This window comes from Actinosynnema sp. ALI-1.44, assembly GCF_001984155.1.
Taxonomy (GTDB): domain Bacteria; phylum Actinomycetota; class Actinomycetes; order Mycobacteriales; family Pseudonocardiaceae; genus Kibdelosporangium.
This window is the reverse complement of the sequence record NZ_MTQO01000052.1, coordinates 67,911-81,734: the sequence shown is the minus strand read 5'-3', so window position 1 is coordinate 81,734 and position 13,824 is coordinate 67,911. Positions and strand designations below refer to the sequence as shown.

13 protein-coding genes are annotated in these 13,824 nt (G+C 68.8%); 3 read left to right on the top strand and 10 right to left on the bottom strand.

Annotated elements, in window-relative coordinates; genetic code table 11:
• Window positions 1–76: 76 nt before the first annotated feature.
• The 4 genes from ALI144C_RS38300 to ALI144C_RS38285 are packed head-to-tail and all read right to left on the bottom strand — an operon-like array spanning window position 77 to window position 5,635.
• Window positions 77–511 carry an RrF2 family transcriptional regulator gene (locus ALI144C_RS38300; RefSeq protein ID WP_076992764.1) on the bottom strand — a complete coding sequence of 145 codons (435 nt, stop codon included), beginning with the start codon at window positions 509–511 and terminating at the stop codon, window positions 77–79.
• A gap of 59 nt (window positions 512–570) precedes the next feature.
• Window positions 571–2,226 (bottom strand): GTPase, encoded by a 1,656-nt coding sequence (locus ALI144C_RS38295; protein ID WP_076992145.1) that lies wholly within the window; start codon window positions 2,224–2,226, stop codon window positions 571–573.
• Entirely contained in the window at window positions 2,223–4,061 is a 1,839-nt protein-coding gene (locus ALI144C_RS38290) for a dynamin family protein (RefSeq protein WP_076992144.1), read from the bottom strand. The genes ALI144C_RS38295 and ALI144C_RS38290 overlap by 4 nt, the downstream gene beginning before the upstream one ends.
• Window positions 4,062–4,066: 5 nt before the next feature.
• Window positions 4,067–5,635, bottom strand: coding sequence for an NlpC/P60 family protein (locus ALI144C_RS38285; RefSeq protein WP_076992143.1), 1,569 nt, complete (start codon window positions 5,633–5,635; stop codon window positions 4,067–4,069).
• 133 nt (window positions 5,636–5,768) lie between these two features.
• Here ALI144C_RS38285 and ALI144C_RS38280 point away from each other — a divergent pair, with 133 nt between their 5' ends.
• Together ALI144C_RS38280 and ALI144C_RS38275 are read left to right on the top strand one after the other, a co-directional pair.
• Window positions 5,769–7,721 carry an ATP-binding protein gene (locus ALI144C_RS38280; RefSeq protein ID WP_237774520.1) on the top strand — a complete coding sequence of 651 codons (1,953 nt, stop codon included), beginning with the start codon at window positions 5,769–5,771 and terminating at the stop codon, window positions 7,719–7,721.
• Complete coding sequence (locus ALI144C_RS38275) at window positions 7,705–8,478, top strand: DUF4255 domain-containing protein (protein ID WP_076992142.1); 774 nt, start codon at window positions 7,705–7,707, stop codon at window positions 8,476–8,478. Before ALI144C_RS38280 ends, ALI144C_RS38275 begins: the two co-directional genes overlap by 17 nt.
• A gap of 8 nt (window positions 8,479–8,486) precedes the next feature.
• Here ALI144C_RS38275 and ALI144C_RS38270 read toward each other — a convergent pair whose 3' ends face one another.
• Window positions 8,487–9,137, bottom strand: coding sequence for a DJ-1/PfpI family protein (locus tag ALI144C_RS38270; protein WP_083753762.1), 651 nt, complete (start codon window positions 9,135–9,137; stop codon window positions 8,487–8,489).
• Window positions 9,138–9,281: 144 nt separating this feature from the next.
• Between ALI144C_RS38270 and ALI144C_RS38265 the strand changes: the two genes are divergently transcribed.
• Window positions 9,282–10,100 (top strand): aldo/keto reductase, encoded by an 819-nt coding sequence (locus ALI144C_RS38265; RefSeq protein WP_143231121.1) that lies wholly within the window; start codon window positions 9,282–9,284, stop codon window positions 10,098–10,100.
• Window positions 10,101–10,118: 18 nt separating this feature from the next.
• On the opposite strand, the gene ALI144C_RS38260 is transcribed toward ALI144C_RS38265, so the two are convergent.
• The 5 genes from ALI144C_RS38260 to mtlA are packed head-to-tail and all read right to left on the bottom strand — an operon-like array spanning window position 10,119 to window position 13,813.
• A complete protein-coding gene (locus ALI144C_RS38260) occupies window positions 10,119–10,865 on the bottom strand; it encodes a DUF427 domain-containing protein (protein ID WP_076992761.1) in 747 nt (248 codons plus the stop codon).
• A 37-nt stretch (window positions 10,866–10,902) separates the two neighbouring features.
• The gene (locus ALI144C_RS38255) at window positions 10,903–11,943 is read right to left on the bottom strand and encodes a zinc-dependent dehydrogenase (RefSeq protein ID WP_076992140.1); all 1,041 of its coding nucleotides are present in this window, start codon (window positions 11,941–11,943) and stop codon (window positions 10,903–10,905) included.
• Window positions 11,940–12,401, bottom strand: a complete 462-nt coding sequence (locus ALI144C_RS38250; RefSeq protein WP_076992139.1) for a PTS sugar transporter subunit IIA — start codon at window positions 12,399–12,401, stop codon at window positions 11,940–11,942. The genes ALI144C_RS38255 and ALI144C_RS38250 overlap by 4 nt, the downstream gene beginning before the upstream one ends.
• Window positions 12,391–12,699 carry a PTS lactose transporter subunit IIB gene (locus tag ALI144C_RS38245; protein ID WP_076992138.1) on the bottom strand — a complete coding sequence of 103 codons (309 nt, stop codon included), beginning with the start codon at window positions 12,697–12,699 and terminating at the stop codon, window positions 12,391–12,393. Before ALI144C_RS38245 ends, ALI144C_RS38250 begins: the two co-directional genes overlap by 11 nt.
• 13 nt (window positions 12,700–12,712) lie before the next feature.
• Window positions 12,713–13,813: a PTS mannitol transporter subunit IICB gene (gene mtlA, locus ALI144C_RS38240; protein ID WP_076992760.1), complete on the bottom strand. Its 1,101-nt coding sequence runs from the start codon at window positions 13,811–13,813 to the stop codon at window positions 12,713–12,715.
• Between the last annotated feature and the right edge of the window lie 11 nt (window positions 13,814–13,824).

Here is a 13,824-nt window from a genome sequence, read left to right as displayed (position 1 = left end):
GTTAACTGCAACTATTGTGGTTACAGTTAGGGTGTGAGAAGGGCGGAGGGTTCACCTCCGCCTGGGGTGTGTCCAGTCAGTTGTGGTGCGTGCGCTCACTGGCCAGCACTTGCTGGACCAGGTGCTCGATGGTCGTGCGGCTCAGGCGTTCCCGCATGGCGTTTTCCGCGTCCCGGAACTCGGTTTCGAGCAGGTTCTGCATGTGCCGCCCGACCTCGCACGCGTCGCTGGGTGGATGTGCGTGCCGCGACAGGATCGGCCCCGCCTCCACTGCCGTGTACGCGTCGTGCAGCGTGATCTCGCGTGCTGGGCGGGCAAGCAGCCAGCCGCCACCGCGTCCTTCGGTGGACAGCACCAGGTCCGCGTCGCGCAGGCTGCCGAGTATGCGTCGCACCAGAACCGGGTTGCTTGCCAGGCTGTCCGCGATCTCGGCGGACGTCAACGAGCGATCCCAGCGTCCCAGCATCGTGAGCGCGTGAATCGCGACCGCGCTCCTGCTGCTGAGACTCACCACGGCCCCTTCGCGCTCCGACCTGACTGTAACAACCGTAGTTGCAGTTTGGTGGGTCGTCAATCCCTGGGGCGGCCGTTGCCCTGACCGCGCGGGATGTTCGTCGGTCGCTGGAACGCGGTGGTCTTGTCCTCCGGCGACGGCGGCTTGCGGATGGTTTCCGTCTTGTCCACCGGCGGCGGACCTTGACGCCGCTGCGGCGGCGCCTGTCTGTTACCCCCTTGCGGAGGTTGCGGCGGCTGCGGGCGCTGCGGCGCCGACCGGACAGTGGCGGCCAGCCCTTCACACGTCCGCTGCAGGACCTGGGCCGCCCGGGAGAAGCTGGGATCGATCAGCTGGTTCTGGGCGACCCGCCGCCAATGCCCGTGCATCCCGGTGATCGCGGCATTGACTGTCTCAAAAGGAGCGTCGGGGCGCAGGTTCAGCCGATCGGCGACCGACGTCCCCTGCCCGCCGAGCAAGCGCTCCATGACGGCGATCTGCTCGGTCGGTGCCTGCACCGAACCCGTCCGCAACTCGGTGAGCAGCCGCAGCTCGGTCAACTCGTGCGCACCCGCCCGCACCCGCTCCACCGCCTGGCGCAGCCGTGGGGCGGCCGGGATCGGATCGTTGCGCGTGACGGACTCGATCACTCGCAACGCGCCGTCGGCCTTCAACACGTCCCGGCGCTGGGCGAACTGGGTCAACAGCAGGTGCCGCAGTTCGCTGAGCCCACTGCGTTCCCGCAACAACGTGCACAACCGGGCCCGGTCGACGTTGCCGGACCGCATGAAGTCCAGGCTCAGCCGCAGCCCGTACAGGCCGAGCATCGACAGCAACCGCTGCCGCGACTCGGGGTCCACCGTGACCGCGCGTGTCGGCGACACGAACCGCCCGGCCGACAACAACAGCGGCATGGTCGCGCCTTCGCTGGCCGACGCGATCGCCCGCAGGTCGGCGAAGTCCTTGTCGCTCATGGTCGCTGCCGTCTCGGCCAGCAACCCGGCGACCGGCAGCACGGTGTGCACCAGACTGCGGATCCGGGAATCGGCCCGATACCCGGCCGCCACCTTCCCGGCGTGCGTGATCGCGTCCTCCTCGCCACCACCGACCTCGTCGGCACGGGACAGCACACCGACCGCGTTGACGGGCGAACTGTCAGCCGCGTCGCTGCTGTCGTTGAACGCGTCGAGGAAGTCGATGTCCGTGGAATGCAGGTGCCGCATCAAGTACAACACCGCGTCCACACTCGCCGTCTCGCCGAGGAAGTCCTGCGTCCGGCGCCCGGCCGACTCCGTCAGCGACCCCATCCCCGGCGTGTCGACCAGGGTCATCTGGCCGAGCCACTCGCTGGGCAGCGCCACCTCGATCCGGTCGACGGTCTCGACGTCCAGCGTCCCCAGGTCGAGGGTGTACCGGCTGCCGTCGTGGTCGAGCGCGAGCCCTATGGGCCTTGTGGCGTGCGGGAAGGCGGTCGCCCGCGGCTGCGGGCCCCGGAAGTACCACGTCACGATCCTCGTGCACTCGCCCGCGTCGGTCGCCGCGATCCGCGTGCCGACGAGCGCGTTGAGCAAAGTGGACTTCCCGGCCTTCACCCGGCCCGCGATCGCCACCCGCAGCGGGCCGTCGAGGTGCCTGGCGACGTCGTTGAGGACCCGCCCGCTCTGGCGGCCCTGATAGGCCTGCGCCGCGTCGTTGAGCAGCGAACGGACCCGGGCGGCAAGGGAAACTGTCACGACCGGCCCCTCTGTGTCGACACCCGCTCCGCGGTCGCCAGCAGCGCCGACACCCGGTCGAGCTCCGTCTTGGCCGCCGCGCCACGAGCCGCCGCCGCCTGCGCGTCGGCCTGCACCGCGCGCATCGCCGCCTCCTGCTCGTGTTTGGCCGCCGAGACCATTTCCTGCGCCTGGTCGAGGTAGTAGTCGCGGATCTTGCCGCGGCTGTGCCGGATCAGGTCGTACGCCGCGCGGTTGGCGTCCATCCTGGCCTGGTTGAGGTACACGGCGGACGCGCGCAGAGCCTCGGCACGGGCGGCGTCGACCTTCGTGGTCTTGTAGCTGCGCACGGCGCGCCACGCGAACACCGAACCCAGCGCCGCCGTGATCGGCAGGACGATCAACAGACTCGGCGCCAGCGTCGTGACCAGCACGGTCGTCACGATCGAGCTCGAGAGCGACCAGCCGCGGGCCGCGTGCATCCCGACCTCCAGCTTGCCGCCCTTCTTGCTGGCCAGGTTCTCCAGCTTCAGATCCGGCCCGATCGACATGTCACCCTTGCCGATCGCCTCGACCTGCTCGGCGGTCGCGTCGAACAGCGCCGCCACGTCGTCGGCGAGCTCGTCGATCTGCCGGATCAGCCGGGTGTGCGCGTCGGTCAGCTCCTCGTTCGCGCGTTTCTGCAGCCACGGCACGATCTCCGACCACTCCTTGGTCGGGTCGCCCTCCTTGATCCGCTTGGTGACCTCGTTCTCCAGCCTGCGCGAGCAGTCGGTCAGGTCGGCGTCCACGTTCGCCTGGATGTCGGCGAACCGGTCGGTGATCGTGTTCAGCCACCGCGCCGACGGGCTCGACAGCGCCTTCGCCCGCGCCCCGCTGGCCTCCACCTTGCGGATGGTGGCCTGGCGTTCCTCCGGTTTGGTCAACGCCTTGTGCTCGGTCTCCAGCGTCTCGGCGACCTGGCGCAACGAGTTGCGCACGACACCGGCCGCGGCGAGCACGGACTTGGCGGCGTGGTCGGCGAGCAGCCGCGAACCGAGGCGTTCGACCAGCACAGGGAAGCCGCATTCGGCGTTGAGCGCCGGATCGCCGGTGTCCAGCGCCAGCTCCCGCAGCGTCGACGACACCGCGACGATCTCGGCGTCGATCCCGGCGGTGCGCAGGTGCTGCCGGTCCAGGTCGAGGATTCGTTGCCACTGCGGGTAGAAGTCGGTCTTGGTGAGCACGACGATCAGGTTCGGGCAGACGTCGACCGCGTGCCTGATGAAGTCGACCTCGGCCGCCGTCAGCTCCTGCGACGCGTCGGTCACCACGATCACGCCGTCGGCCAGAGCGAGCGCCCGCATCGTCGCCGCCGCGGCCGCCGCGGCGAACCCGCCGCCGAGCCCCGGCGTGTCGATCAGGACGAGCCCGTCGGCCAGGATCTCCCGTTTCAGCGTGGTCTCGATCGCCCGCAGCCTGCTGCCGTCGTCGGCCAGGCCGGTCCTGGCGTACTCGGCCGCCTTCCTGATGTCGATCTTGATCGGTGGCGGCAGCTGCGGAGCGTCGTCCGGCGCGCTCGGCACCAGGTACGCCGTCGGCTTGTCACCGTGCTTGACCGACGTCGGGACAGCGGTGAACGCGACCGCGTCGACCCCGCACACCGGCACCCCGAGCAGGCCGTTGACCAACGCGCTCTTGCCCTTCTTGAACTCACCGGCGACCAGGACGTGCCACGCTCCCGTGGTCAGCTGGCGACGGCACTTGATCAGCTTCTCGGCCAGGTCGGGCCGCCCGGCCGAGCGGGTCTCGGTGATCGCCGTGTCGATCAGTTCGAGCATCTCGGCGGTCTCGGCCGCACTGCGTGGTCCGGTCATGAGCCTCAGTGCCCAGGGGTGGGGTCGTGACCGAAGTCCTGGTCAGGAGCGTGCTGGGCGTCCGGCAACGAATGGTCCTCCGGGGCGATCCAGTCGTGCGCGCTCTGGATGCCGTCGTCCTGGTTGTCGTGGTCGAGGTCGTCGGACGACGCGGGCGCGGCGGCCTGCGGCACCTCGGCAGGCGGGGGCGGCGGGGGAGGTGGCGGCTCGGGCGCCGGTACCGGCGTGGGCGGCGGCTCGGCGTTGGTCATCTGGTGGCTGGCCGCGACCGTGGACGGGTTGCGGTCCATCGGCGCCGGATCGGTGTTCACGCGGTGCGTGAACGAGTCCGTCGGCGGAGGGGGAGGCGGCGGCGGCGCGACGCCGCCGATACCCGCGCCCATTTCCGGCAGGTAACCCGCGTACTGGAAGCGCTTGGTGTTGGCCTCCCACGAGCCGACGCCGTACTGCGTGCCCTTGGCCTCGATCGTCTTGCCGTTGCCCAGGCTGATCGCCACGTGCGCGGCCGACGGGCGGCCACCCTTCATCGGGTCGGACGAGAAGCTGAACAGCAACGCGCCCGGGGTCCGCATGGCCTGCTCGACCGACATGGTCGTGCCGCTGTTGGCGAGCTGCCGGTACTGCAACCACGAGCCGTCCGGCACCTTCACGCCTGCCTGGCCCGCGGCCCATTCCACCAGCTCCGAGCAGTCGAAAGTGCTGGGGTTGCGGTCGCTGACGCTCACTTCGTGGCCGAACACGTACTTGTCGCCGGTCTGCGCCACGGCCGAGTTGAGGAACGTCTGCAGCTTGGTGCCGTCGCCGGGGGCCACCGACTGCTGGCCCATGGTCTGGCTGGGAGCTGGTGTGCTGGCTGGGGTGGGCGGTGGGGCGGCCGTCGCCCTGTCCTCGTCCAGCGGTGCGCCGTACTGGGCGCCCGCCTGCTTCTCGGCGAGCGCGGTGGGGTCGTTCGCGGTGGCTGTCACGCTCTGCACGCCGCCAGGACCCGTCGCCGCGTCGCCGTCCAGTGGCGCGCCGTACTGGGCGCCGACTTGCTGCTCGGCCGGCGCGTCCGCCGCCGGAGCCGCCGCCGCTGCCTGGCCGACGTTGACGTTGTCGCTCGCGCCGCTGGTGGAAGTGGCTGACTGCGTCGGCGCGACACCCTGGCCGCCGCCGCGCGCGTCGCCTGCCGAGGTGTGGTCGCCGTAGCCGGAGACACCGGTCCACATCCCCCGGTTGGGCCCGTCGCCGTACGCCTCGGCCGCCGCCTGCGCCTGCTCCTTGTACTTCAGGTACTTCGCGGCGGAACCCTTGTGCGTGGTCGTCCACGGCGAGATGTCGTCACCGCCCTTGGAGACCTGGAAGGCCGCCCTGGCGTTCTGCACCGGGTCGAACAGGTTGATGTTGGCGAACTTCGGGTGTGCCGCCTGGTTGATCTGCCACAGGCCCTTGCTGTTCTCCCCGACCGGGTTGTGCGCGCCGTCGTTCCCGCCGGACTCGGCCATGGCGATCGCGGTCATCGTCGCGGCGCGATCGGGGGAGAACCCAGCCTCGCGCGCGAACCCGTAGATCTGCTCCGCGGAATATCGCGCCATGCCGCCATTATGTTTGACTCCGCGGGTGTGTGGGCGCCATTTCGTGTGCCCAAAAGGGCACTGTTCGAGCAGGTGGGGCCCACTTGGTGTTAATTTCAGGCGCGACGTTGTCCTGTGACGATCCGGGGGTGCAGTGCACCGCGATGGCCTCATCCGTTCCGCGCCGCCGTGGCAGGTGATGGCCGACACCCTGCTGCAGCGCGAGGCTTTGGTGTGCCGTCTCGGTGAAGGACTGCTGCCGCACGACTTCGCCGGGCTCTACATCGGACACGACGAGGTCGACCGGATCCTCGCCGAACTGCCTGGCGCGTCGGGGCCTGCTGCGGCGAAGGTCGACGCGCTGCTGCGTCAACTGGAACCGGAGCTCGCGGTGGCGCGCAAGCAGTTCGAGGAATCCCTGGCGTCCGGGCAGTCCACTTTCGACCGGCTCGTGCGCACCGCGCGGCTGGATTCCCGTGACGCGCAAGCGCTTGCCGTGATGCTCGCGGTGGAACGGTCACCGCACCGGATGCGGCTCGTGGCGTACTTCCAGGACAACGTGCAGCTGCCCCGGCTCACCGTGGCCAGTCTCGGCCGCATCCTCGACGCCCGCTGCGTCGCGCCGGACGCTCCGCTGAGACGTGCCGAGTTCGTCGAACTCGGCACCGAGGGCGCGTGGGCGACCAGGATGTGCTGGCCCGCGCCGCGGCTGACCTGGGCAGTGGCCGACGACGACTCGGCGGATGCCGCGTTGCCCGCCGGTACCCGACGACTGGACGCCGTGCGCCAGGAGCCCGTCGCGGCTTCGATGCTGCTGGTGACCGGCGCGGACAGGGACAGCAGGCTCGCCGCGGTCCGTGATCGCTGGCCGGGTAAACCGTTGCTGGCGTGCCCGATGCCGTCCTCGCAGGCCGAATGGGCAGCGGTCGTCCGGGAAGCAGGTGTCGGCGACCGGGCGGTCGTGCTGGACCTGACCGACCCGCCCAGCCGGGACGCCGCCGACCGGATCGACCGGGCCGACCACCTCGGCTGGGTGCTCAGCTCGCCGAAGGAACTCGCGCTGGACGCGTTGCCGCGCAGACCGTGGCAGGAGATCCGGCTCGACTCCGGTCTCGCGTCGGCGACCGACTGGGAGCAAGCGCTTGGCGTGTCCCCGGTACCCGCGTTCCCGTTGTCCCGTGAGCAGTTGCGGCTCGTCACCGCCGCGTCGGCAGGCGACCCGGCGCAGGTCGCAGCCGGTGTCCGCAGGCTCGCGGGCGGACACCTGGACGGTCTGTCGGTCCGGATCAGGCCGCGTCGCACGATGTCGGATCTGGTGCTGCCCGCCGACCAGACCGCGCAGGTGCGGGAACTGGTCGCACGGTACAGGCGCCGCACTGTGGTCTACCGGGACTGGGGATTCTCGCCCTTGCCGTCGACCGGTGTCGTGGCGTTGTTCTCCGGCCCGTCGGGTACGGGCAAGACGCTGGCGGCGGAGATCGTCGCGGGTGAGCTCGGCCTCGATCTGTACAAAGTGGACCTGTCGTCGGTGGTCAGCAAGTACATCGGCGAGACCGAGAAGAACCTGGAACGCATCTTCGGCGCGGCGGCGGCCGGCGACCTGGTGTTGTTCTTCGACGAGGCGGACTCGTTGTTCGGCAAGCGTTCCGAGGTCAGCGACGCGCACGACCGGTACGCCAACATCGAGGTCGCGTACCTGCTGCAACGCCTGGAGTCCTACGACGGGCTCGTGGTGATGGCCACCAACCTGCAACGCAACATCGACGACGCGTTCCTGCGCCGGATCTCGGTGTCGATCGACTTCGAGACCCCGGACGAGCCGCAGCGGGAACAGATCTGGCGGCAGGCGTTCCCGCCGGGAGCGCCCGTCGACGACCTGGACTACGCCTTCCTGGCCAGACAGTTCCGGATCACCGGCGGGATCATCCGCAACGCGGCGCTCGGCGCCGGATTCCTCGCCGCGGACGAGAACGCCCCGGTGACGATGGAACGCGTCGCGCTGGCGCTGAAGCGCGAGTTCCAGAAGATGGGGCGGCTGCGCACCGAATCCGAGTTCGACCGTTATTTCAAACTGGTGAATGGGGACGGCCATGCTGAACCTGCTTGACGAGTCCCTCGAGGAGTTCCTGCGAGCGGTCGTCCCCCTGCCGAAGCGGGAAGTGGACATCTCCTTCGACGCGCCGGACAAGGACTGGTCGGCGCGGGTCTCGCGGCCGACGATCAACCTGTACCTGTGGGACGTGCGCCGCAACGTGTCCGAGCGCGAGTACGGTATGGAAACGGTGCACGACGAGAACGGTCGTCCGCACCGGCGGGCCCCACTGCCCAGAGTGGACTGCCGGTACCTGGTGACAGCGTGGACGTCGGACATGCGCGACGAGCACTCACTGCTCGGCGCGACCCTGACAGCGTTGTTGATGCACACCGAGATCGACGCCCAGTACCTGCTGGCCCCGTACGACACAGTGACTCCCGTGCCCAGCATCACGATCGCCTCCGGTGGCGAGCGCGACAACTCGGACTTCTGGTCGGCGCTGGGCGGCCAGCTCAAGCCGGGGCTCGACGTGACCGTGACCGCCACAGTGGACAGTGCGCTGCTCGTCCCGGCGGGGCCGCCCGTGCACCGCTTCTCGATCATCACGTCCAACGGCGACTCGGTGTCCGAGGAGCGCATGTTCGTCGCCGGTCAGGTCGCCGCGTCCGAAGCGGGCACGATCGTGTCCACCCCGCACGGCGCGACCGAGGCGGACGAGGCCGGGAAGTTCCTCATCCCCGCGGAGGTCGGCGACAAGGTCTCGGTGAACGGCAAGAGCAGGGGAGAGGTGCCGCCCACCGGGCCCGTCGAGTTCAAACGCAAGCGCTGACCCGGGGGTCACACCGCTGCTTGGGCCTCTGCCATCAGGTGCTCCTTCGCCGACGCCAGCAACTCGGGCGTGACCTTGCTCGGGTGGCCCGCGTCGTACGGCGGCTGGGGGTCGTATTCGATCACCAGCTGCGAGAGCTCGGCCTGCTCAGGACCGTGGATCTCGCCGATCAGCCAGAGCGCGAGGTCGATCCCGGCCGACACGCCCGCCGCGGTGGCGATCTTGCCGGAGCGCACGATCCGCTTGTCCCGCTGGGGAACCGCGCCCATCGAGCCGAGGACGTCCTGGCAGATCCAGTGTGTCGTGGCAGGAACGTCCTTCAGCAGGCCTGCCGCCGCCAGGATCAACGCCCCCGAGCAGACCGACGTCGTCCACTTCGTCGTCGGGTGCACGGCGCGTAGCCAGTCGAGCAGCGCTTGGTCGTTCATCGCGCCGAGCGTCCCGGTCGAGCCGCCGGGGACGAGGACGATGTCGGGCGTGGGTGTTTCCTCGAACGAGTGACTCGCGTGCAGGACGAGAACACCACTGTCCGTGACGATCGGTCCTGTTCCGGCCGCGACGAACCGCACTTCGGCTTCGGGCATGGACCGGAGGAGTTCATATGGCCCGATGGCGTCTAGGGCCGTCATTCCTGGGTAAACAACGAATGCGATCTGCATGACTTCGACCGTATCCGCGATTTCCGGACCTTTTCGGACATCTCGGCCACCGTTGCGGCCATGCGCACGGTCCGTACCGGTCAGGTACGATAGGAAGCGTACGCAAATATTGCGCACGCCGATAGTCATGCTGAGAGGATCACAGTGCCGGACATCCCAACCATCAAGCTCAACAACGGTGTCACCATGCCGCAACTCGGCTTCGGTGTGTGGCAGGTCCCGGACGGGGATGCCACCTCCGTCGTGACGAAGGCACTGGAGACCGGGTACCGCAGCATCGACACCGCGGCTGGGTACGAGAACGAGGAAGGCGTCGGCAAGGCGGTCGCGGGCTTCCCCCGTGAACAGCTGTTCATCACGACCAAGCTGGGCAACTCCGACCACGGCTACGACGAGACGCTGCGCGCCTTCGACGCGAGCATGACCCGCCTGGGCCTCGACTACCTCGACCTGTACCTGATCCACTGGCCCCAGCCGACCCGCAACCTCTACGTCGAGACCTGGAAAGCCCTGATCAGGTTGGCCGACGAGGGTCGCGTCACCGCCATCGGTGTCTCCAACTTCCAGCCCGACCACCTCGAGCGGATCATCAACGAGACCGGTCGCGTGCCGGCGGTCAACCAGATCGAACTGCACCCGTTCCTGCAGCAGAAAGAGCTGCGCGAGATGCACGCCAAACTGGGCGTCGCCACCGAGGCGTGGAGCCCGCTGACCAGCGGCGACCTGCTGGACCACCCGACGATCGTCGCGGTCGCCAAACGGATCGGCCGCACGCCGGCCCAGGTCGTGCTGCGCTGGCACCTGCAGCTCGGCAACGTCGCCATCCCGAAGTCGGTGACGCCGCACCGGATCGTCGAGAACTTCGACGTGTTCGACTTCGAACTGGCCGAAACCGACGTCGCCGAGCTGTCCAGTCTGGACAAGGGGCACCGCACGGGCCCGCACCCCGACCAGGTCGGCTGAGCCCAGAAGGCCCAGCACTCAGCTGAACTGGGTGCTGGGCCTCGGCTGCTCCACGCCATCAACGAAGATGTCGACCTTCTCGTTGTAGAACGCCATGGTTCCGGCGATCCGCTCGCTCTCCGGCAGCGGAGTGTCGTAGTACCAGACGACATCCTCGTGCACGGTGCCGTTGACGCGCACCGAGTAGTACGACGCCTCGCCCTTGTACGGGCACGCGCTGCGCGTGTCGCTCGGCTCGAGCAGGTCCAGCCGGACGGCGGTCTTCGGCAGGTAGTACCTGGTCGGCAGGCCGGTTTCGAACAGCATCCGCGCGTTGGCCGACTCCGCGACGGTCACGCCGTCGATCTCGACCCGGACATTCCGGGAACTGGGGAGGATGTCCAGGCGCGTGTACGGATTACGCGGGTGGACGTAGATCTCCTCGTCCTCCTCGAACCACGCGTCCATCGCCTTGAAGTCGAAGCTGACCAGGTCACGCAGCTCCTCGATCGGCGAGTCGGCGTAGATCTTCGCCGCGGCCACCGCCTCCTTGCCGCCGGCTTTGACCGTGTACAGGGTCGCGTCCCCGCGACTGGGGGAGTGTTCCGTACCGCCGGACGCGACCAGTTCGGCCTTCACGTCCGCGCGCGGGATGTAGTACCACGGGTAATAGGGGATTTCCCATACGTACATCGGCGCGAGGGTGTCGGCGACCAGCACACCACCGAGGTAGACCCGGACACGGCGCGTACCCGGTTCGAGCTTGACTCGTCCACGAGTATTCATGCCCACGTACAACCCCGGCGGCGGCCGGAACATTCCGCTACGGCTCGATCGTCACCTTGATGGCCTCGCCGGTGCTGACCGTGTCGATCGCGTCGAGCACGCCGTCCAGCGGCATCCGGTGGGTGATCAGGTCGTCGACCGGCACGGCACCGGACGCGATCAGTTCCAGCGCCCGCTTGTTGTGGTCGGGGCTGGAGCCGTTCGCGCCGACGATGGTCAACTCACGGTAGTGGACCAGGTTCGAGTCGCACGCGATGATCGGGTTGTCCTTCGGCAGGCCGCCGAAGAAGCTGATCCGGCCACGTCGCGCGGCCATCCGCAGGCCGTCCTCCTGCGCCTTGCCCGCCGCGGCGGCCGTGATCACCACGTCGACGCCGCGCCCGTCGGTCAGCCGCAACACCTCGTCCACCGGATCGGCGTCCGACGCGCAGATCGCCGCGTCCGGTTTGACCAGCGCGGCGGCCATGTCCAGCCGGGACCGGGACAGCTCGACCAGGTACACCGCCTCCGCGCCGCGGGCACGGGCGAGCCGCACGTGCAGGCAGCCGATCGGCCCGGCGCCGACGACCACGACGGTGTCGCCGTCGCCGACCCCGGCCAGTTCCTGTCCGTTGAGGACACACGCGAACGGCTCCGCGACCGAGGCCTCCGCGTACGACAGCGAGTCCGGGATCCGGTTCACGCCGTCCACCTTGAGCACTGCCTGAGGCACGATCATGTACTCGGCGAAACCGCCGTCGTAGTGGTAGCCCATCGAACGCTGGTTCGGGCAGATCGTCAGCCAGCCGCGCAGGCAGTCCGGGCACTCGCCGCACGGGATCGCCGCGATCACCTGCACCCGGTCGCCCGGCTGCCAGCCGTCCACACCGGAGCCGACCTCGACGACCTCACCGGCGATCTCGTGGCCGATCACCCTCGGCGGGTCGATGTGGTGGTGCCCGTGCCGGAAGATCTTCAGATCCGTCCCGCACGTGGAACAGTTGTGCACCTTGAGTTTGAGCTCGCCGGGACCCGCGGTGGGCTCCGGCGCCTGCTCGATGCGGATGTCCCCTGGCGCGTAGAAGCGCGCGACCTTCACTGGCTGTTCTCCTCGTCGATCGACTGCAGCAGATCAAGGACCGTCCGGGTGTCGGCCGCTGACCGCAACCGTTCGGCCTTGTCGCCGTCCATCAGCACGTGGGCCAACGCCGACAGGATCCCGACCTGTTCGGACCCGTTGGCCGCGATGCCGACACATACCTTGACTGTGTTGCCAGAGCCCCAGTCCACGCCGTCGGGGAACTGCAGCACCACGAGCGTCGTGCGTTTCACGAACTGCCGTGACTGGTCGGTGCCGTGCGGGATGGCGACGCCCTCGCCGATGAACGTCGACAGCGACGCCTCGCGCTCGTGCATCGCCGCCAGGTAGTCCACCTCGACGGCGCCGAGGTCGAGCAACGCCCGCCCGCACTGGTCGATCGCGTCGTCGCGGCCGGTCGCGGCGCGGCCGAGGTGGATGCCGTCGGCGGTCAGCAACGACGTCCGCTCAGTCGTCAAGCGACCCACCGTCCCTGATCGCGGCCTCCACCCGGTCGAACACCGGGTCGCCGAGGAAACTCTGGAAACCGAGGACGACCGTGTCCCCGGTGCTCTTGCGGGCCCTGGCCAGCAGGGTGCTCTGGCACAGCACGACATCCGCGTCGTCCGGGATGTCGTTGACCGGTGTGTGGGACACCGACACCGAGTACGGCTTGAGCCGTTTGGCCAGTTGGGACGCGACCATCACGCTGCTGCCCATCCCGGCGTCGCACGCGATCACGACCTTCTTGATCGCGGCCCCGTCGATGCTGCTCATGTCAGGCTTCCTTTCACGCTGTGACTACGCCGCCGTTGCCGACTTCCCGCTTGCGTTCGGCTTCCTTGTTGCCCCGGCCGAACTTCAGCAGCAGAGCCGCGATGATGAACGACACGGCCGCCGAGACGACCACACCGGCGATGACCCCGAAATACCCGCCCTTCGGCGTCACCGCGAGGATGGCGAAGATACTCCCGGGTGACGGCGTCGCGGTCAGACCGGCGCCGAAGATGCTGAACACGAGCACACCGGACGCGCCACCGGCGATGGCGGCCAGGATCAGCCGTGGCTGCGCGAGGATGTACGGGAAGTAGATCTCGTGGATACCGCCGAGGAACTGGATCACGATCGCGCCGGGCGCGGTCGCACGGGCCGCCCGCACGCCGAACAGCGCGAGCGCGACCAGGATGCCTAGGCCAGGACCGGGGTTGGGTTCGATCAGGAACTCGATCGCCTTGCCCGTGTCGGCCGAATGCGTGACGCCAAGGGGCGACAGCACACCGTGGTTGATGGCGTTGTTGAGGAACAGCACCTTCGCCGGTTCGACGATGACCGACACCAGCGGCAGCAGGTGCGCTTCCAGCAGGGCCTGCACGCCGTTGCCCAGCGCCTTCGTGATCGCCTCGACGACCGGGCCGATCGCCAGCGATCCCAGCACCGCCATGGCGCCACCGATGATGCCCGCGCTGAAGTTGTCGACGAGCATCTTGAACCCGGCGCCGACCTTCTCGCCGACGGAGTTGTCCCACAGCTTCAACAGGTACGCGGTCAGCGGGCCGATCAACATGGCGCCGAGGAACATTGGCACATCCGCGCCGACCGCGATGCCGACCGTGGCGACGGCACCGACCACGGCGCCGCGCTGACCGTGCACCAACCGGCCGCCGGTGTACCCGATCAGGACCGGCAGCAGCAGCTTGACCATCGGATCGACGAGTTCACCGAGCTGCGCGTTCGGCAACCAGCCGGACGGGATGAACAACGCGGTGATCAGGCCCCATGCGATGAAAGCGCCGATGTTGGGCATCACCATGCCTGCGAGGTGGCCGCCGAAGCGTTGCACCGAGGCCCGCAGCTGGTGCGCCCGCGACGGCGCGTCTTCAGTCTTTGTCATCGTCGACACTT

What these genes read in the sequence shown, in the direction of transcription:
- ALI144C_RS38290 (WP_076992144.1), bottom strand. Translation starts at nt 4,061, where the DNA reads ATGACCGGACCACGCAGTGCGGCCGAGACCGCCGAGATGCTCGAACTG.
- ALI144C_RS38285 (WP_076992143.1), bottom strand. Translation starts at nt 5,635, where the DNA reads ATGGCGCGATATTCCGCGGAGCAGATCTACGGGTTCGCGCGCGAGGCT.
- ALI144C_RS38275 (WP_076992142.1), top strand. Translation starts at nt 7,705, where the DNA reads ATGCTGAACCTGCTTGACGAGTCCCTCGAGGAGTTCCTGCGAGCGGTC.
- ALI144C_RS38270 (WP_083753762.1), bottom strand. Translation starts at nt 9,137, where the DNA reads ATGCAGATCGCATTCGTTGTTTACCCAGGAATGACGGCCCTAGACGCC.
- ALI144C_RS38260 (WP_076992761.1), bottom strand. Translation starts at nt 10,865, where the DNA reads ATGAATACTCGTGGACGAGTCAAGCTCGAACCGGGTACGCGCCGTGTC.
- ALI144C_RS38245 (WP_076992138.1), bottom strand. Translation starts at nt 12,699, where the DNA reads ATGAGCAGCATCGACGGGGCCGCGATCAAGAAGGTCGTGATCGCGTGC.
- mtlA (WP_076992760.1), bottom strand. Translation starts at nt 13,813, where the DNA reads ATGACAAAGACTGAAGACGCGCCGTCGCGGGCGCACCAGCTGCGGGCC.